The following is a 16,541-nucleotide window of genomic DNA, read 5'->3' as shown; positions in this document are numbered from 1 at the left end:
TCATGACCGAGATCGTTGCCCCGCGCCTTGCGTCGACCGTGCTGCTGCTGCGTGACGGCAGCTCATCGGGCGAAATCGAAGTCTTCATGATGGTCCGCCATCACCAGATCGAGTTCAACTCGGGTGCGCTGGTGTTTCCGGGCGGCAGCGTCGACAAGAACGACAAGGAGATCGCCGCCGATCCCGCGCTCTATTCCGGCGGCGAAGGGCTCGACGGCGACGCGCTCGGCTTCCGCATCGCGGCGATCCGCGAGACCTTCGAGGAGAGCGGCATCCTGCTGGCGCGGCCGGTAGGCTCGAAAGACCTGGTCGATGCGAAGCGCGCGAACGAGATCGCGACCGCGCATCGCACGGCGCTGAACGAAGGCAAGATCAGCTTCCTCAAGGTGCTGACCGACAACGGCATGGTGCTCGCGCTCGATGCACTCGTGCCGTATGCGCACTGGATCACGCCGGAGGGCATGCCGAAGCGCTTCGACACCTGGTTCTTCCTGGCCGCCGCGCCGCCCGAGCAGCTCGGCGCCCATGACGGCAAGGAATCGACCGACTCGATCTGGGTGTCGACGCGCGAGGCGCTGGAGGGCGGCGAGACCGGCCGCTTCAAGCTGCCGTTCCCGACCACGCGCAATTTGATCAGGCTCGGCAAGCAGCCGAACGTCGGCGCCGCGCTCGCCGACAGCAAGGGCAAGTCGATTGTCGCCGTAATGCCCGTGATGACCAAGACCGCCACCGGCCGCCAGCTCCGCATCCCCAAGGAAGCGGGCTACGATGGCGAGGTGTTCGACGTCGGGGCGCTGGGGTAGGTCCGTCGTCCTGAGAGACGTCGAGTGCGTGACTCACAGGCAGCGCTATGTCGTCCCGGCGGAGGCCGGGACCCATAACCACCGAACTGCATTGCTGCGCGACGCCGAGGCTGCAGCTTTTTCCAACAACACAACCCTGTGGTAATGGGTCCCGGCCTTCGCCGGGACGACGGGGAAGGAGAGTCGCTTCTCCACATTTCGGCTTATATCGAAATATCATCACCTCGCAGCGATGTAGCTTCCGTCTCAACCATCGAGACGGAATCCCGCCAATGACCACCGCCCCACGACAGCCGAGCATGGCCTTCGAGCTCGCCTTGCTGCTCGCGCTCGCCACCCTGTGGGGCGGCTCCTATACCTTCATCAAGCTTGGTGTCGCGACCATCCCGCCGATCACGCTGATCGCGGCGCGCACCACGATCGCGGGGCTGCTGCTGCTCGTCATCATGCGGATGCGCGGCGTATCGATGCCGGCCGATCGCGCGACCTGGCGCCGCTTCATCTTTCAGGCCTGCCTCAACAGCGTGATCCCGTGGACGCTGATCGCCTGGGGCGAGCGCTTCGTCGATGCCGGGCTCGCCACCATCCTCAATTCGGCCTCGCCGATCTTCACCTTCCTGTTCACCGCCGCGATCACCCGCCATGAGGGGGCGAGCCCGCGCAAGCTATTCGGGGTGATATCAGGCATGGCCGGCATCTGCCTGATCGTCGGCGTCGATGCGTTCCGCGATCTCGGGCAGGGGATCGTGGCCGAGGTCGCGATCGTCGCCGCCACCATCTGCTACGCCTGTGCCGCGATCTTCAGCCGCGGCTTCAAGGAGCTCGATCCGATGGCGCCGGCGGCGGGTTCGCTGCTCGCGGGCGCCGCGATCCTCGTTCCGCTCAGCCTTGTCGTCGAGCGGCCCTGGACGCTTTCGCCGTCGACGACATCGCTCACCGCATTGCTGGCGCTTGCCGTGTTCTCGACCGCGATCGCGTTCGTGATCTACTTCCGCCTGATCCAGACCCTCGGCTCGGTCGGCACCACCGCGCAAGCTTACTTGCGGGTGCCGATCGGGGTGGCGCTCAGCGTCACGGTGCTGGGCGAACGGCTGAGCCCGACGGCGTGGATCGGCCTCGCCTGCGTTGTGATCGGCGTCGCCGCGATGACGATTCCTGCACGAAGGATCGCCACAGCCTGACGTCATCGCCGCGATGACGATTCCTGCGCGTAAGATCGCTACAGCCTGAAGTTTCGCCCGCTGAAACCGGCGCCTTGCTGACGTCAGGCAATCCCTGCATGCTGCCCGCAACGAGACCACAGGGCGGGAAACGGACGATGTTGCGGCGGGTCAGCCTCATTGCCGGTGCATGCATGGCGTTGCTGGCGATGGCCGGCACGGTGCGCGCACAGGACTTCCCGAGCCGGCCGATCCGCATCGTCATTCCCTACGCGCCGGGCAGCGTCGCCGACGTGTTCGCGCGCATCATGGCGCAGGACATGCAGGAGCAATGGAAGGGGACGATCGTCGTCGAGGCTAAATCCGGCGCCAATGGCTCGATCGCGGCCGAGGAGGTCGCCCGCGCCGCTCCCGACGGTTACACATGGCTGTTGGTGACGACCTTCTTTACCGCAAGCCCGGCGCTGAACACGCAGCTGCGCTGGGATCCCGTGAAGGATTTCGTGCCGGTCGGGCAGATCTGTCTCGCCCCGAACTTCTTCATCGTGCCGACCTCGCTGCCGGTGAAGACCGTCGCCGACTATGTCGCGCTGGCCAAGGCCAAGCCGGGGACGCTGAACTACAGCCATCCCGGCAAGGGCTCGACCGGCCATCTCGGCTTCGAGCTGTTCAAGCGGCTCGCCGGCATCGACGTCACCGCGATCGGCTATCGCGGCTATCCGCAGATGGTGCCCGATATCGCGAGCGGCCTGATCACCTCGAGCTTCCTGTCGGCCAACCAGGCGCTGGCCCAGGTGCAGTCCGGCAGCATCCGGATCATCGGGGCGATCAGCGACGGCCGCTCGAAGTATTTCCCCGACGTGCCGACCATGGCCGAGCAGGGCTTTGCCGAGGCGCAGGTGACGCCGTGGTTCGGCTTCGTGGTGCCGGCCGGCACGCCGCAGCCGGTGGTCGAACGCATCAGCGCCGCGCTCGAAACCGCGCTGGCTTCCACCGAGGTGCGCAAGAAGCTGGATGTCGCCGGTTGCGACGCCCGTAGCGCGCCGCTGAGGCAGTTCGCCGATATCATCAAGGCGGACGTTGCGCTCTGGGCCAGGGTGGTCAAGGAGGCCGGCATCCCGCCGGACTGAGCCCCGCCGCCCTGTGCCGGAATCGGCCACCGGCACCCGCCCGGGGTGACGCCGGTCACACCGCCCGCGGGTTGGGCCGTGCAGCATGTTTCCCCAAAGCCCGTAATTTCCCGTATATTAGGGCGCATTGGACCCCGGCCTTGATGACATGACCGCTGAATTGCCGCCGAATTCGCAAGCGCCGCGTGCGTTCTCCCTCTCCATTGGCCAGCTCACGTTCGGCAGCTTCCTGCTGGTCCTGGCTGTGATCATCATCACATCCACCGCCAGCGTGATCGCGATCCGCCACATCGATACCACCTTCGCCGAGCTGCAGCGGCTGCAGAGTGTCGGCGACATCGCCGAGGATATCGACCGCCGCATGAACGAGCTGCGGCTCGCGGCGCGCGATTTCGTCACCGAGCCGGGCAGCCAGTCGGTCCAGGTCGCGGAGGCGGCCCAGTCGCTGAGCGAGATCCTGAAAAAGACCCGCATCAAGCTGGCGCCCGAGCAGCAGGACATGATCGACGGCGTCACCCAACGGCTGGCGACCTATCGCAACGGCATCGAGCGCATCTCGGCGCTACTCAGCCGCCGCGCCGAGCTGGTCGCCGGGCTGCCGCCGCTGCGCGACGCCTTCGACAAGGCGGTCGCCGCGAGCAACGATGCGGCGCTGGCCAATGCGCTGTCGCAATCCCAGGGCCGGATTGCCACCGCATTGCTGGCGCACAACACGTCCGCTGCCGAGCAGGCCGCGCAGAGCATGCGGGCGATGACCATCTCCGATCCCGCGCTGCGCGGCGCCGTCGATAATTATGCCGAGGCGATCATCGCGGTCTCGGTGCGCGAGGGCCAGATCGCCGACATCGACAAGGAGGTGCTCGGCGCCGAAGGCCGGTTGATCCAGAAGGTCACCGAGCTGCTCCGCGAGCTCAGCTCTCGCCGCGGCCACGTGCTGTCGCGCGATTTTGCCCGGACGCTGGCCGAAGCAAAATGGCAGAGCATCGTGCTCGGCACGGCGGGTGTGCTGATCGGCCTGTTCGCGTCGGTGTTGGTGGTTCGCCGCACCGTCCGCCCGCTCGCCAGGATCGCGGGCTCGATCCGCAAGGTCGCCGGCGGCGAGAAGAGCGCGTTCATTCCCGGCGCCGACCTCGACAACGAGATCGGCGACATCGCACGCGCCGCCGAAGTGTTCCGCCAGACCCTGGTCGACGCCGACAGCGCGCGCGAGGCGGCGCTGCGCGCGCTCGCCGAGCAGCGGCTCGCCGAGGAGAGCTACCACAAGCTGTTCGAGGCGTCGGTCGAGGGCATCTACGTCACGACGCCGGGCGGCGCGCTGCTCAACGCCAATCCGGCGCTGGCGCGGATGATGGGCTATGCCGCGCCGCAGGACCTGATCAAGGGCATCGACGACATCGCCACCACCGTCTACGTGGATCCGGCGGCGCGCGAGCAGTACCAGCAGCTAATGCAGCGCGACGGCACGGTGCGCGACTACGAGTACCAGGTGCGCGCGAGCGACGGCACCGTGCTGTGGCTGTCCGATTCGGCGACCGTCGTCCGCAACGACGAGGGCGAAGTGATCCGCTACGAGGGCACGGTGCGCGACATCACCGACCAGAAGCGCGCCGAAGACGCGATCGCCGAAGGCCGTCGGCTGTTGCAGATGGTCATCGATACCGTGCCCGCCGTCATCAACGTCAAGGACCGCGACCTGCGCTACGTGCTGATGAACCGCTACATGGCGGGAATCTTCGGCATCGAGCCGCAGGACGCGATCGGCCAGACCACCGGCGAGCTGATGTCGCGCTATGGCGCGGCGAAGACCGATGAGAACGACAAGCGCGTTCTGTCGGCGCGCCGCGAGCTCGGCTTCTATGAAGAGGAGTACAAGGACGTCGCCGGCAACATGCGGCAATGGCTGGTCAACAAGCTGCCGATCCTCGACGCGCAAGGCGAGATCGAGAACATCGTCACGGTCGCGCTCGACATCGGCGAGCGCAAGCGCTCCGAGCAGGAGATGCGCAAGGCGAGGGATTCCGCGGAGGCCGCGTTGCGCAATCTGCGGGAAACCCAGAATTCGCTGATCGAGGCCGAAAAGCTCGCCGCGCTCGGCCGCCTGGTGGCCGGCGTCGCCCATGAGGTCAACAATCCCGTCGGCATCAGCCTGACGGTGGCGTCCGCGCTGGAGCGCAAGACCGCGAATTTCGCCACCCAGGTCGAGCGCGGCGACCTGCGCCGCTCCAGCCTCAACGATTTCCTGAACACGGCGCGCGATGCCTCCTCGCAACTCGTCGCCAATCTCAACCGCGCCGCGGAGCTGATCCAGTCGTTCAAGCAGGTCGCCGCCGACCGCAACTATTCGGACCAGCGCACCTTCGACCTCGGCGATCTCACCGAGCAGGTGGTGATGAGTCTGAGGCCCGGCCTGCGCAAGCACAATCTGACGCTCAATGTCGATTGCGAGCCGAACCTGATCATGAATTCCTATCCGGGACCGTATGGCCAGGTGCTGACCAATCTGTTTCTCAACGCGGTCGCGCATGCGTTCCCGGACGGCAAGGCCGGCGAGGTCGAGATCCAGGTCCATGCCGCCGGCGGCGACAATGTCGAGGTGATCTTCGCCGACAATGGCTGCGGCATGAGCCTCGACGTGCGCCGCCGTGCCTTCGATCCGTTCTTCACGACGCGGCGCGATCAGGGCGGCACCGGGCTCGGCCTGCACATCGTCTACAGCATCGTCACCACGCGGCTCGGCGGCCGGCTCTCGCTGGATTCCGCACCGGGCAACGGCACACGCATCCAGATGATCCTCCCGCGCGTCGCGCCGCTGGAGCAGGCCGCGGAATAGCGCGAAGCGTAGTGGCCAACCACGCGTTTGCTCTCGATCCGTCATCCTGAGGAGCGGCGAAGCCGCGTCTCGAAGGATGCACGGCCCGGCTCGTGGCCGTCGATCCTTCGAGGCTCGCTGTGCTCGCGCCTCCAGCGACAAAGGCGAAGCCTTTGCGCGGGGATGACGGGTCTAATGGTTTCAAACCGCTAATTGATATCCGCGAGCTTGTGCAGCGTGGCGCCGAAGATCAGGCTCGCCTTGCCGACCAGCGCGGTCCCGCTCATGGTGCCGCGGGTGTCGGTGAAGGTGCCGGAGACGCCGATGCCGACGGGCGCGGGCCCGCCGAACAGCGGGTTGTCGGTGTCGCGCGGCGTCGTGTGGCGTTGCACAAGGATTTCGCCCTTGAAGGCATTGCCCTTCACCGTGTAGCTGCCGGTGTAGTAAAGATAGGCGTCGCCGCCCAGTATCTGGCCATCGCGGAAGAGAATGACGCCGCTGCCCTTGCCGACGCGACCGTCCAGCAGGGTGACGTGAATTGAGTAAAGTCCGTTCTTCATGACGTCCCGATTGCTGGCCGCCGCGCCCATGGCAAGCCAGTTGGTTTTTTATGCCAAAGCGAGCAACCTCGTGCAATGCGGCAGGTTGATTCCCGGGTGTCCCGCGTTCGGGTGACCCTCGGTTCCTGCCAGGCAGTGTGACGGCGCAATGACAGCGGACCGTACGCGCGAATCAAAGTGGCCCGCGAAATGCATAGCTCTGGTTGCACTGGCCGGTGAGTGCTGGAGCAAACACATGTCTGACTGGATTGAATCCGGCGGCCATTGGGCACGCCCTCGCAGGCTCAATGGAACTTCGGCCCGTTATGCGGGCCACGTGATCGCATCCCTCGTGCTGATAACGCTGGTGTTGGTTGCGGCCGTGCGAATCGCGCAGGCGCGCGATCCCGACGGCCGCTACGCCAATTCGCCGCTGAAGGAATGGTTCGACGGCCTGCGCAGCGGCAAAGGGCCGTGCTGTTCGGATGCCGACGGCACAGCGGTCAGCGATGTCGACTGGGAATCCAAGGACGGGCACTATCGTGTGCGCCTCGACGGGGCGTGGATCGATGTCCCCGACGAGGCCGTGGTCACCGAGCCCAACCGGGTCGGTCGCGCCATGGTCTGGCCGATTCCGAGCTACATGGGCGTGACGATCCGCTGCTTCATGCCCGGCAGCATGACTTAGCGCCGCACGCGTAGCTCAGACGTATTTCTGGTCGCGCTCGAGCAGTTCGATCGAGATGCCCTGCGGGCCACGGATGAAGCAGATCCGCACGCCGGGACGGATCGTGGTCGGCTCCTTGGTGAATTCGACGCCCTTGGCCTTGATCTCGGCCGCGACCGCGTCGATGTCCTTCACCGTGAGCCCGAAATGATCGAGCCCCTGATAGGGCGTCACCGGCGCGGCGTTGACGCCGTCGCCCTGGGTCACCTCCGCAATGAACACCTTGGCGCCGCCGAGCTGGACGTCGATGCGGCCGGGGCCGCGGATGATCTCGCCGCCGAGAATGTCGCGCAGCCAGGTCGCGGTGGCCTCGGGATCGGGACTGCGCAGGTGGACGTGGTCCCAGGTGACGACAGGCATTGCGATCTCCTTGTTGTTGTCGTGCCGCTGTTCGGTGCGCGGCACTCGCTCTCGGGCGGCGCAAATCTAGCGAGCTGTTCGCTGGGATACCATCCCTCGTTATGCCTGCCCAAGATTGTCGTCCTGGAATGAAACCATTGCGGCCGTCAGCGATTGTTTTTGCGTGGCCGCTCGACCTGCGGCCGTCCCGGAAGCCGCGCGGTGCGGCTTCCTCTCTGTGTGGGGGCGGCCCGATCAGGCTGCCAGGGTGAGGGCACGACGATGCGGATCGGCTTGGCGTCGTTTCGGAGGTTGGCCGCCGGACGTCTCGGTGAAGGGGGCTTCTACGCCAGCCTGCTGCTGCCGCTGATTGCGCTTGCCGGGATCGCCGCATGGTTCATGCTCCCCGAGCCGAGCGACGCCGGGGACCAGGACGTCTGGCCGGTGTCGTCCATGATCCGTACCGCGCAGAATGCCCCGACCGGCGAGCAACCAGCCCAAATCACAAATCAGACCGCGAGGGATGCGCTTGCCGCACCGGCGGACGAGCCGACCACCGTCGGTGTGGCCATCGCTCCACAGGGGGCAGAGGAGGCCAAGCCGTCCGGGCCCGGCGCTGAAAGGTCGCCGCTGGATAAGCTGCGGATCGCCTCGCAATCGTGGCGGCGCGGCGGGCTAGGTTCGAAGGCGCTGGTCACCCTGACGCTCCGCAATGCCAATGATTTCGCCGTCAAGGATATCGAGATCGCCTGCGCCTTCATCCGCCGGGACGGTCGGCCGCTGACCGAGCGCAAGCGGCTGATCTCCGACACCATCGCCATGAAGAGCCGCAAGACTTACTCGCAAATGTTGGTCGGGTTCGTCAACGTGAACGCAAACAAGGCGAAATGTTCGGTCGTGACGGCGAGCCGCCTCTAATTCCCGGCATCTCGAAAAAGTGACCGCGAATTGACTTGTCGGGTGAACCGTAACGGCCGGACAGGAACTAACTAATAAACCAGCCGTTAGCGAACGACCCGGGAGCGCGGACAGCGTCCGGGTGATCATGCGCAGACGATGAAATCGCCCGCGCGATGACTGATGTCGTCGCGCCGAGATGAACCGCGCCCTGCTGCGCGGGGGGAGCTACCAAAATGCCTGTGGCGCGTTATTTCCTGTTCGTTGGTGGAGTGCTGCTCGCGCTGCTCTTCGTCGTCAATGCCATCGTGCCGCAGGAGGCCGTGGTCGCCGGCCAGAACCAGGGACTGTCGTCGCCGGGCGTCGACAAGACCATGGTGCGCATCAAGTCGACCCAGAAATTGCCCGAGCGGGTGGTGTACGACACCAATTTGCCGACCATTGTTCCGGCGCAGGTCAACGCGGTCGCCGCGGCTATCCCGTCGGCTACGGGCGATGCGTCGGCGCAAGCCCGCGTCCGCAATACGTTCGCCCAGTTCATTCCGCCGGAGAAGGCTGATGCGCAGAAGGTCGCGGCTGAGGCAAAATCGGCTGAACAATCGGCGCAGGCCCAGCCTCAGGCGCCGAAGAAGCGCAAGGTCGCGCGCTACCATGCCCATCCCCAGCAGCCGATGCGGCTGGCACAGCCCGGCATGTATCAGCCCTACCGCGTCGCGCAGCAGCAGCGCATGGGCTTCTTCGGCGGCTTCGGCACCTGGTAAGAAAGGGCTGCCGCAGCCGGCAATCAATCCGCCGCCGCAAACACTTGCGGCGGCTTTTCATGTCCGCGATCAGGCGGGTGGCCTGATCCGGGACGGCGTCCGAGCGGCGCTCGCTACCTTTAGCGCGGCAGGCGCGGAATCTTGTCCGCGAAGCCGTTGTAGCAGGTCAGCCGCTCGTCCTCTTCCTTCACGAAGCGGCAATCGTTGACGCCCTTGGCCGGGGCAGCCTTCGGCTTCGGCTGCGGCTTGAAAATCTCGTCGTAGCAGATCAGCCGCTCCTTGGTGGCGTCGTCGATGTCCTGACAGGCCTGAAGCTTCTGAGCGACCGATTGAGGCTTGCCGGGCGCGGCAGGCTTCTCGCCCTTCTTGGCGGCCGACTTCTTGCCGACCTGGACCAGCGGCTTGTCGCCGACCATCGGCTGCGAGGTCGCCGCCGCCGGCTTGTCTGCGTCGGCGGGGGCCGGCGTGGTGCCTTGGGCAAGCGCGGCAGCCGGGCAGAAGAGCGCCAGCGCGAGGATGATATGTCTCATGTCGAAAATGTCCGAAATGGCGTGATGACCGGAAGGATGGCGCCGGGGATCGGAAAAGCCCGGCAAGCGCCGAGACTTAACGCAAGTCTTGCCCGAATCCTACCCCCAGAGGTGACCCGCCCGGCACCGATCCACCGGCAAAAGTGAGGGCAATTCGTCGCCGTTCGACCCGCGGGAGAGCGTGAATTGCCTTTGCCCGGCGGGGCGGCTATGACCACGCCATCTGACCATCGGGGAGCGCAGAGACTGAACGCCGCGCGCCTGGGCACCGCTTCGAAACGGAGGTGCCATGACGGCGAACATTCTCGATGGGCATGCACATGCCCAAATTGTCATCGACAAGATTGCTGGCGAACTCGACCGGCTGCCCCGCGCGCCGGGGCTTGCGGTCGTGCTGGTCGGCTGCGACCCGGCGAGCCAGATCTATGTGCAGAGCAAGGTCAGGATGGCCGAGCGGCTCGGCCTGCGCGGCGAGGTCGCACGCCTGCCGGATGATGCCAGCGAGTCCGATCTGCTTGCCGGAGTAGAGGCGCTCAATGCGCGCGACGATATCGACGGCATCCTGGTGCAGCTGCCGTTGCCGGCGCATATCGACGCCTTGCGCGTGATGGCGGCGGTCGATCCCGCCAAGGATGTCGACGGCCTGCACGCCCTGAACGCCGGCCGGCTGTTTCACGGCGATGACGCGCTGGTGCCGTGCACGCCGCTCGGCTGTCTCCGGCTGATCAAGTCGGTCCGATCAGACCTCACCGGCGCCCATGCCGTGGTGATCGGCAGCTCCAACATCGTCGGCAAGCCGATGGCCGCGTTGCTGCTGCAGGAGCACGCGACCGTGACGCAGACCCATATCCACACCCGCGGCATCAGCAGGATCTGCCGCGAGGCCGACATCCTGGTGAGTGCGGTGGGCAAGGCCGGCCTCGTGCGCGGCGACTGGATCAAGCCCCAGGCCATCGTCATCGACGTCGGCACCACGCGCGTCGAGAGGCCGGACGGCGGCTATGCGGTGTGCGGCGACGTCTCGTTCGACGAGGCGGTGCAGGTCGCCGGCGCGATCACGCCGGTGCCGCGCGGCGTCGGCCCGATGACGATCGCCTGCCTGATGGAGAACACGCTGAAGGCCGCAAAGGCGAGGGCGGCCCGGCTGCAATAGCGCGGGATGCCCGTGCCGATATGCGAGCGGCGGGTGTCGCTCGCGTATCGCGCGCGAAGTTCATGACGTCCGGGGTAATGGAAAGCCCGCACCATTCGTCTATCGTCGCGCGACAGATGGAGGCGCGCGATGCTGTATGCGGAAGATCTCACCGAGGGCCAGACGTTCAAGCTTGGCAGCTACACGATCGGCGAGGCCGAGATCCTGGAGTTCGCCGGCAAATATGATCCGGTGCCAATCCACGCCGATCCCGTCGCGGCTGCGGCAGGCCCGTTCGGCGGACTGATCGCAAGCGGTTTCAACACCATTGCGATCTATCAGCGGCTCGTCGTGGAGGCGATCTGGACCAAGGTGGCGGGGGTCGTCGGGCGGAGCTTCGAGATCCGCCTGCCGAGCCCGGTTCGGCCCGGCGCCACGCTCACCGGCCAATCCCAGATCCAGAAGATCACCATCAGGCCGGAGCGGCGCGACGCTGTCGTGATCTTCAAGACGGAGCTGGTCAACGACGAGCAGCGCCCGGTTCTTGTCCTCGTGCTCGACGCGCTGATCCGCATGCGGCCGGCGGAGCAGGGGCCGGCATAGGCGCGGCCTGAGGGACATCCCGAAGTCATCCGCCTCGGACGGCCGTCAGCGCCTCTACGTGTTCCCCACACGCGACCTTGTCGTCGCGCAATGTTGCGGCAATTATGACAAGCCGGCGGCAGAACGGCAGCGCATCAATGACGTCATCATCGACGAGGTCGTGCTGCCCGGTATTTGCTTCGTCGATGCGCCGAACGCATTCGACCCAGACGGATGTGCCGCCGTGAAACGCAGCAAGCAGACGAACGGAGAGATCGAAGCCAGGCGGCGCAAGGCCGAGGAATGGCTCCGCATTGCAGACCCGACGCGCCGCTGAACGGCAACGGCTTCGCGACTACAAGATTGCGCTGGCGCGCGACGAGGTTGCCGTGGATACGACGCGGCTCGCGCCATCGAACAGCTATTCGACTCCCGATTTCGTGCCGCGCGGAACCTATCGACCGGAGCCCTTCATCTGCAAGGACTGCGGCGTTGCCGAGGTCTGGACGCCGTTGCAGCAGAAATGGTGGTACGAGACCGCCAAGGGCGATGTATTTACCGCGGCGGTGCGCTGCCGGGCCTGCCGCACCAGGGAGCGCGCGCGCAAATCCGCCGCACACCGCGTGCATCTGGAAGGACTCGCAAGGAAGAAGCCTCCCGTCTCGTAGCGATGGGCGTGACTTCAGGGTCGCACTTCACATCTGATGCGCGGGGAACCGCTGCGCAGGCGGTCAATGCGTCGCGCGTGCGGAACGTTTCGTTGCCTGATTGGTTCGAGACCTTGAAGCCCCCGATGTGGGGTGCGGGCGGGGAGGAACCAGCCAAGGAAACTTGTCAAGGAAACCATCGCGGCCGGAACCAACGAGAAGGAGCAGCGGATGAAACTCAATTCCACGCAAGTCAAGCAGACCATGACGCAACTGAATGCCCAGGTGCTTCCGGACGATCACCCGGCCGTGGCGCAACTGAACAGCGTGTTCGGTGAGCACACATTCTTCGTCGACACCAGCGGGCTCAAGGTGCTTGAACCGGCCCAGACCTCCGACATGCCGGGGCAGACCGGCGAAGTCGTCAGTCTCGCCGAGTGGAGCGATCCGGAGCTGACCTCGCTTCGGCCGCACGAGCCCGAACCGACCGGCGTGCTCATCGCGCTTGAACCCAGCAAGCACTGAAGCGTTCCAGCGCGAAGTGAATACCGGTTCGCGCAACCAAAACGCCATCAAGCAAGGGGATTGAGAGCATGATCCGATTCAATCGGATCATGCTCTTTGTGCTGCATCGTGCGACACCGCGATCGGCCGTCCTGATGGCGACAGCCCCGACGTCGCATCAAGAGGTGCCGAAAGTCACATGGCAAATCAGCGCCGCCTGCGTATGCATCGGTTTGAGATGGGTATCCAGGCGGTGAGGGGCAGATGGGGATCGTGCGGCGCTGGAGCCCTGACGAGGACGAGAAGCTCAGAGAACTCGCCAGGGCCGGCAAGAACGCTCTCGAGATCAGTAACGAACTGACCCGCAGCGCTTCGGCCGTGCGCAGGCGCGCCGAGGTCCTGTCGGTCCTGATCATGGCAAAGGCGTTTCGCGCGCGCCCCTCGCATGTCGCCACCCATCTCGAGCGGGTCGCGATCGACGCGATCCGCAACCGCCGTCCGTTTCCCGCGGGCGTCGGCCCGAGCACCATTGCCGGAATGATCGAGAAGGGCTGGATCGTCCCGGAGATGGGGCGCAGATACAACGTGACCGATGCCGGCGTGGAGGCGGTGCGGCGGAAGATTCCGAGCGGGTGAAGAGAATGCCGGCTGCACGCCGGGCGCGCCATGCCGAAGCGGCTTACGCATGCGGTGGGGAAGGCGGACCATTCGCGACCGAATGCAAGATTTCGCGCCCGAGACGGACGTCCCATCCGTTCAATCATCGGGGGCGCGACGACCTGCGGCCTCTTTGTGTCCTCGTCAGCCCACCGCTGATTGCGCCGATGCTCAACGCCCAGCTAGCCCAAGCCGACCGATATCAAGCCGACCGATACCAGCGTTTCGCCGATCTCGCTGTCACCGTCGGTGACGCGATCAATGCGATCGCCGGGTTGAATCCGGCTCAGCGTACAGACGTGGACTTCCTCGAACGCGAATTCATCCCGGCGCTGGGGCTCAATGACGAACTGCTTCATGAGCAGCCGCCGGAGCTGGCGCCGAACTTCGGCAAGGGCCTCCACCTTTGGCAATACCCGAACCAGCTTGCGCCATACCTCGCCTGGCTTGCGCGCAATTCGTCCGGCGTTTCCTCGTACATGGAAATCGGCTGCCGCTGGGGCGGCATGTTCGTCCTGGTTACGGAGTGGCTCAGGAACAGCGGCGCCGACCTCAAGACCGTGATTGCACTCGATCCGATCGCGCCGACGCCCTTTATCTCGACCTATTTCGATCTGCTGCAGCAGCAGGCCGCTATCGAGCCGATCTACATCCAGGATTTTTCGACCTCGCCGCTGGTCGGTGCGCATGTCGACCGGCTGAAGCCGGACTTCGTCTTTATCGACGGCGATCACAGCCTGCGCGGTGCGCTACAGGATCATCTGCTGGTGCGTTCCCACGCCCGCATCATCGTGCATCATGACATCCATTCCCAAGCCTGTCCGGATACCACGCTGCTCTGGAAGGCGCTGAAGCAGTTCGAGGCGCCGAGCTTCGATACGTTCGAATTCACCAGCCAGTATCTGTCGATCAATGGCTCATTCCTCGGCATCGGTGCCATGAAGCGGCGCTCGGCCCAGATGTAGGACCGGGAGCCGGGCAATCGCCGCGATCACGAGCTCGCGGGCCGATCGCGGAGGTTCAGCTTGCTCTTGTCGCCGCCGGCCCAGGCCAGGGTCTTCGGGTCCATCACGCGGAACCAGAGCGGCGGGATTGCCGCCAGCCCGAACATGCCGGTGTAGCCGTTCGGTAGCCGCGGGATGTCGTCGAAATCGCGCAGCGACTGGTAGGGGCGCATCGGGTTGGCGTGGTGGTCGGAGTGACGTTGCAGGTGGAACGTCATCAGGTTCGAGACGATGTGGTTGGTATTCCATGAGTGGCGCGGCTCGACCGCCTGGTAGCGGCCGTTCGGCAGCTTCTCGCGCAGCAGCCCGTAATGCTCGACATAGTTGGCCTGGGTCAGCGCGTACCAGCCGAGGAAATGGTGCGCGACGATGAACGGCGCGACCTTCCAGCCGAACAGCGCAATCAGCACGGCGGCGACGACGAGCGTCAGCGCAAAGCCTTGCAGGATCTCGTTGTTGACCGACCAGACCGGCTCGCCGCGCCGGGTCAGCCGTTCGGCCTCGTTGCGCCAGCCACGCTTGAATGCACCCGGCAACTCGCGCGTCGCGAACGCATAGATCGATTCACCGAAGCGCGCGCTGGCGGGGTCCTCGGGGGTTGCGACCCAGGTGTGATGGCCGCGATTGTGCTCGACGCGGAAATGCGCGTAGCCCACCGCGCAGTTGGCGAGCATGCCGAACAGGATGTTGAGCCTGTCCGGCTTGTGGCCGAGCTCGTGCCCGATCAGGAGCGCGCCGCCATTGATGGTGCCGACGCCGAGCAGCAAGGCGACATAGGACCACCACGGCAGATCCTGGGTGCCGAAGAAGGCGATCAGCGCGACGTAGTTGATCCAGGGAAATACCACGGTGATGCGCGCGAGCCGCAGGTAATAGGGATCGGCCTCCATCGCGGCGACCACTTCCGCCGGCGGATTGTGGGTGTCTTCGCCGAACACGACGTCGAGCAACGGGATCAGGATGAAGATGAAGACGAAGGGGATCAGCGTCACCAGCGGATTGTGTGTCCGCAGGAACAGCCAGTAGGACAACAGCGGGATCAGCGGCGGAATGAACGAGAGCATCCAGAGATAGCGTTTGCCGTCCCGGTAGGTGATCGTTTCGCCAGCAGCATTGGTGCCCGTGAAGATCATCGCATTCCCTCCAGCATCTCTTGCGAGGCGGCGTTCGCCATTGTTGGGCCAAGCATGCCGCCAGGCGGGCCTGCGCCGCCAGTTCACAACAGGCCAATTTTGTGGCATTTTGCGCCAAGCTTGTTCGGCCGGACGTTCGCGAGGGGGAGGTCGCCGACGCCATGCACGGATCGGAATCCGATGCCCTTCGCACGCCGGTCTCCGCGGTCTATGCGCGGGCCCTGGTGCGGGCATTTGGCCAGACGCGAGGCGATCGCGACGAGCTGCTGAAGGGCACCGGAATTCGGCTCGAGGCGCTCGACCAGCCCGGCGCTCACATGCCGGTATCCTCGCTGGTGGTGCTGGCGGCCAACATCACCCGCCGGCATGGCGAGCTGTGGCCGTTGTCGGCCGCGGCGGTGTGGTCGACATCGCTGCAAGGCGCGCTCGATGTCGCGACCAGGACGGCGCCGACCATCGCGGATGCGTTGGCGACCGGCGCGCGCTTCGGGTCGACCCGCGCGCCCTTCGTCCGCAACCGGCTGCGCAAGACAGCGCGCGCGATCCAGATCGAAATCTCTCCCGCCGTCGCGATGGACGAAGCGCTGTGGCACGCCGTGGCGCTGGCGGTCAGCCTCAACGTGCACGCCGTGTACGTGCAGCTGCTCGAGGATGCGATCGGTGAGGCGACACTGCAATTTCCCTGGTCGCCGCCTGCGGGCGCGGAGCGGCTGCTCGAGCATTATTCCTGCGCGGTGAAGTTCAACGCCGCCGCCTTCATCTTCGAGGTGCCGAAAGCGCTCGGCGCACGGCCGTCGCCGTTTGCCGATCCGCAATTGCACGCCAAGGCCATTGAAGCGCTCGAGGCGATCGAAAATCCGCAGCCCGACACCGCGGCGCTGGCGGGGATCGTCGAGCGCCTGATCGCGGCGCGCCTGCCGCAGCGCCTCGGTGAGGAGGAGGCCGCGCGCCTCGTCGGCACTTCGCGGCGAACGCTGGTGCGGCGGCTCGCCGAGACCGGCTGCGCCTTCCGCCCGCTGCTCGACGGCGTGCTACGCGAGCGCGCGAGGATCATGCTCGCGGCAGGCACCCAATCGCGCGACCAAATGGCGGCCGCGCTCGGCTATACCGACGCGACGAGCTTCAGCCGGGCGTGCCGGCGGTGGTTCGGAGAGAAGGGCGGGCGGGATTAGGGCGCGGTCAATGGC

Annotated in this window: 19 protein-coding genes; 15 read left to right on the top strand and 4 right to left on the bottom strand. The window is 65.7% G+C overall.

The window, feature by feature from the left end:
- The first annotated feature begins 2 nt into the window (after positions 1 to 2).
- The 4 genes from ACZBJS_RS01365 to ACZBJS_RS01350 all read left to right on the top strand — a co-directional run bounded on the left by ACZBJS_RS01365 (position 3) and on the right by ACZBJS_RS01350 (position 5,923).
- Positions 3 to 803: an NUDIX hydrolase gene (locus tag ACZBJS_RS01365; RefSeq protein ID WP_463438280.1), complete on the top strand. Its 801-nt coding sequence runs from the start codon at positions 3 to 5 to the stop codon at positions 801 to 803.
- A gap of 272 nt (positions 804 to 1,075) precedes the next feature.
- On the top strand, positions 1,076 to 1,984 hold the full coding sequence (locus tag ACZBJS_RS01360) for a DMT family transporter (RefSeq protein WP_463438279.1): 909 nt from the start codon (positions 1,076 to 1,078) through the stop codon (positions 1,982 to 1,984).
- A 137-nt stretch (positions 1,985 to 2,121) separates the two neighbouring features.
- Positions 2,122 to 3,093, top strand: coding sequence for a Bug family tripartite tricarboxylate transporter substrate binding protein (locus ACZBJS_RS01355; protein ID WP_316396754.1), 972 nt, complete (start codon positions 2,122 to 2,124; stop codon positions 3,091 to 3,093).
- 148 nt (positions 3,094 to 3,241) lie between these two features.
- Positions 3,242 to 5,923: a PAS domain S-box protein gene (locus ACZBJS_RS01350; RefSeq protein ID WP_316396756.1), complete on the top strand. Its 2,682-nt coding sequence runs from the start codon at positions 3,242 to 3,244 to the stop codon at positions 5,921 to 5,923.
- A gap of 188 nt (positions 5,924 to 6,111) precedes the next feature.
- Here the strand turns inward: ACZBJS_RS01350 and ACZBJS_RS01345 are convergent, their stop codons facing one another.
- Positions 6,112 to 6,462 carry a GrlR family regulatory protein gene (locus ACZBJS_RS01345; protein ID WP_463438278.1) on the bottom strand — a complete coding sequence of 117 codons (351 nt, stop codon included), beginning with the start codon at positions 6,460 to 6,462 and terminating at the stop codon, positions 6,112 to 6,114.
- A 235-nt stretch (positions 6,463 to 6,697) separates the two neighbouring features.
- On the opposite strand from ACZBJS_RS01345, the gene ACZBJS_RS01340 reads away from it, so the two are divergent.
- The gene (locus ACZBJS_RS01340) at positions 6,698 to 7,129 is read left to right on the top strand and encodes a hypothetical protein (protein ID WP_463438277.1); all 432 of its coding nucleotides are present in this window, start codon (positions 6,698 to 6,700) and stop codon (positions 7,127 to 7,129) included.
- A gap of 15 nt (positions 7,130 to 7,144) precedes the next feature.
- On the opposite strand, the gene ACZBJS_RS01335 is transcribed toward ACZBJS_RS01340, so the two are convergent.
- On the bottom strand, positions 7,145 to 7,528 hold the full coding sequence (locus tag ACZBJS_RS01335) for a VOC family protein (protein WP_026192879.1): 384 nt from the start codon (positions 7,526 to 7,528) through the stop codon (positions 7,145 to 7,147).
- Positions 7,529 to 7,789: 261 nt separating this feature from the next.
- Here ACZBJS_RS01335 and ACZBJS_RS01330 point away from each other — a divergent pair, with 261 nt between their 5' ends.
- Positions 7,790 to 8,425 carry a hypothetical protein gene (locus ACZBJS_RS01330; RefSeq protein WP_233475693.1) on the top strand — a complete coding sequence of 212 codons (636 nt, stop codon included), beginning with the start codon at positions 7,790 to 7,792 and terminating at the stop codon, positions 8,423 to 8,425.
- Between the two features lie 215 nt (positions 8,426 to 8,640).
- Positions 8,641 to 9,165 (top strand): hypothetical protein, encoded by a 525-nt coding sequence (locus ACZBJS_RS01325; RefSeq protein WP_456861599.1) that lies wholly within the window; start codon positions 8,641 to 8,643, stop codon positions 9,163 to 9,165.
- Positions 9,166 to 9,284: 119 nt separating this feature from the next.
- Here the strand turns inward: ACZBJS_RS01325 and ACZBJS_RS01320 are convergent, their stop codons facing one another.
- Positions 9,285 to 9,695, bottom strand: coding sequence for a hypothetical protein (locus tag ACZBJS_RS01320; protein WP_028339251.1), 411 nt, complete (start codon positions 9,693 to 9,695; stop codon positions 9,285 to 9,287).
- A 289-nt stretch (positions 9,696 to 9,984) separates the two neighbouring features.
- Here ACZBJS_RS01320 and ACZBJS_RS01315 point away from each other — a divergent pair, with 289 nt between their 5' ends.
- The 7 genes from ACZBJS_RS01315 to ACZBJS_RS01285 all read left to right on the top strand — a co-directional run bounded on the left by ACZBJS_RS01315 (position 9,985) and on the right by ACZBJS_RS01285 (position 14,182).
- Positions 9,985 to 10,848 (top strand): bifunctional 5,10-methylenetetrahydrofolate dehydrogenase/5,10-methenyltetrahydrofolate cyclohydrolase, encoded by an 864-nt coding sequence (locus tag ACZBJS_RS01315; RefSeq protein ID WP_057015829.1) that lies wholly within the window; start codon positions 9,985 to 9,987, stop codon positions 10,846 to 10,848.
- A gap of 129 nt (positions 10,849 to 10,977) precedes the next feature.
- The gene (locus ACZBJS_RS01310) at positions 10,978 to 11,430 is read left to right on the top strand and encodes a MaoC/PaaZ C-terminal domain-containing protein (protein WP_463438276.1); all 453 of its coding nucleotides are present in this window, start codon (positions 10,978 to 10,980) and stop codon (positions 11,428 to 11,430) included.
- Positions 11,431 to 11,488: 58 nt separating this feature from the next.
- Positions 11,489 to 11,746 carry a hypothetical protein gene (locus tag ACZBJS_RS01305; protein WP_463438275.1) on the top strand — a complete coding sequence of 86 codons (258 nt, stop codon included), beginning with the start codon at positions 11,489 to 11,491 and terminating at the stop codon, positions 11,744 to 11,746.
- On the top strand, positions 11,724 to 12,077 hold the full coding sequence (locus ACZBJS_RS01300) for a zinc-ribbon domain containing protein (protein WP_463438274.1): 354 nt from the start codon (positions 11,724 to 11,726) through the stop codon (positions 12,075 to 12,077). Before ACZBJS_RS01305 ends, ACZBJS_RS01300 begins: the two co-directional genes overlap by 23 nt.
- A gap of 210 nt (positions 12,078 to 12,287) precedes the next feature.
- Complete coding sequence (locus ACZBJS_RS01295) at positions 12,288 to 12,581, top strand: hypothetical protein (RefSeq protein ID WP_016846480.1); 294 nt, start codon at positions 12,288 to 12,290, stop codon at positions 12,579 to 12,581.
- Between the two features lie 243 nt (positions 12,582 to 12,824).
- Positions 12,825 to 13,196 carry an SANT/Myb-like DNA-binding domain-containing protein gene (locus tag ACZBJS_RS01290; protein ID WP_016846479.1) on the top strand — a complete coding sequence of 124 codons (372 nt, stop codon included), beginning with the start codon at positions 12,825 to 12,827 and terminating at the stop codon, positions 13,194 to 13,196.
- A gap of 188 nt (positions 13,197 to 13,384) precedes the next feature.
- Positions 13,385 to 14,182, top strand: a complete 798-nt coding sequence (locus ACZBJS_RS01285; protein ID WP_076831280.1) for a class I SAM-dependent methyltransferase — start codon at positions 13,385 to 13,387, stop codon at positions 14,180 to 14,182.
- Positions 14,183 to 14,208: 26 nt separating this feature from the next.
- On the opposite strand, the gene ACZBJS_RS01280 is transcribed toward ACZBJS_RS01285, so the two are convergent.
- Entirely contained in the window at positions 14,209 to 15,354 is a 1,146-nt protein-coding gene (locus ACZBJS_RS01280) for an alkane 1-monooxygenase (protein WP_076831278.1), read from the bottom strand.
- Positions 15,355 to 15,515: 161 nt separating this feature from the next.
- Here ACZBJS_RS01280 and ACZBJS_RS01275 point away from each other — a divergent pair, with 161 nt between their 5' ends.
- Positions 15,516 to 16,526, top strand: coding sequence for a helix-turn-helix domain-containing protein (locus tag ACZBJS_RS01275; RefSeq protein WP_463438273.1), 1,011 nt, complete (start codon positions 15,516 to 15,518; stop codon positions 16,524 to 16,526).
- Positions 16,527 to 16,541 lie beyond the last annotated feature (15 nt).

Source organism: Bradyrhizobium sp. KZN70725 (assembly GCF_055264925.1).
Note: the sequence above shows the minus strand (reverse complement) of the source record. Positions and strands in the feature narration are given on the sequence as shown.

Coding starts and splice junctions, on each gene's coding strand:
- ACZBJS_RS01365 (WP_463438280.1), top strand. CDS start 3: ATGACCGAGATCGTTGCCCCGCGCCTTGCGTCGACCGTGCTGCTGCTG.
- ACZBJS_RS01330 (WP_233475693.1), top strand. CDS start 7,790: ATGCGGATCGGCTTGGCGTCGTTTCGGAGGTTGGCCGCCGGACGTCTC.
- ACZBJS_RS01285 (WP_076831280.1), top strand. CDS start 13,385: ATGCTCAACGCCCAGCTAGCCCAAGCCGACCGATATCAAGCCGACCGA.
- ACZBJS_RS01355 (WP_316396754.1), top strand. CDS start 2,122: ATGTTGCGGCGGGTCAGCCTCATTGCCGGTGCATGCATGGCGTTGCTG.
- ACZBJS_RS01335 (WP_026192879.1), bottom strand. CDS start 7,528: ATGCCTGTCGTCACCTGGGACCACGTCCACCTGCGCAGTCCCGATCCC.
- ACZBJS_RS01350 (WP_316396756.1), top strand. CDS start 3,242: ATGACCGCTGAATTGCCGCCGAATTCGCAAGCGCCGCGTGCGTTCTCC.
- ACZBJS_RS01320 (WP_028339251.1), bottom strand. CDS start 9,695: ATGAGACATATCATCCTCGCGCTGGCGCTCTTCTGCCCGGCTGCCGCG.
- ACZBJS_RS01325 (WP_456861599.1), top strand. CDS start 8,641: ATGCCTGTGGCGCGTTATTTCCTGTTCGTTGGTGGAGTGCTGCTCGCG.
- ACZBJS_RS01280 (WP_076831278.1), bottom strand. CDS start 15,354: ATGATCTTCACGGGCACCAATGCTGCTGGCGAAACGATCACCTACCGG.
- ACZBJS_RS01290 (WP_016846479.1), top strand. CDS start 12,825: ATGGGGATCGTGCGGCGCTGGAGCCCTGACGAGGACGAGAAGCTCAGA.
- ACZBJS_RS01315 (WP_057015829.1), top strand. CDS start 9,985: ATGACGGCGAACATTCTCGATGGGCATGCACATGCCCAAATTGTCATC.
- ACZBJS_RS01295 (WP_016846480.1), top strand. CDS start 12,288: ATGAAACTCAATTCCACGCAAGTCAAGCAGACCATGACGCAACTGAAT.
- ACZBJS_RS01345 (WP_463438278.1), bottom strand. CDS start 6,462: ATGAAGAACGGACTTTACTCAATTCACGTCACCCTGCTGGACGGTCGC.
- ACZBJS_RS01310 (WP_463438276.1), top strand. CDS start 10,978: ATGCTGTATGCGGAAGATCTCACCGAGGGCCAGACGTTCAAGCTTGGC.
- ACZBJS_RS01340 (WP_463438277.1), top strand. CDS start 6,698: ATGTCTGACTGGATTGAATCCGGCGGCCATTGGGCACGCCCTCGCAGG.
- ACZBJS_RS01360 (WP_463438279.1), top strand. CDS start 1,076: ATGACCACCGCCCCACGACAGCCGAGCATGGCCTTCGAGCTCGCCTTG.
- ACZBJS_RS01275 (WP_463438273.1), top strand. CDS start 15,516: ATGCACGGATCGGAATCCGATGCCCTTCGCACGCCGGTCTCCGCGGTC.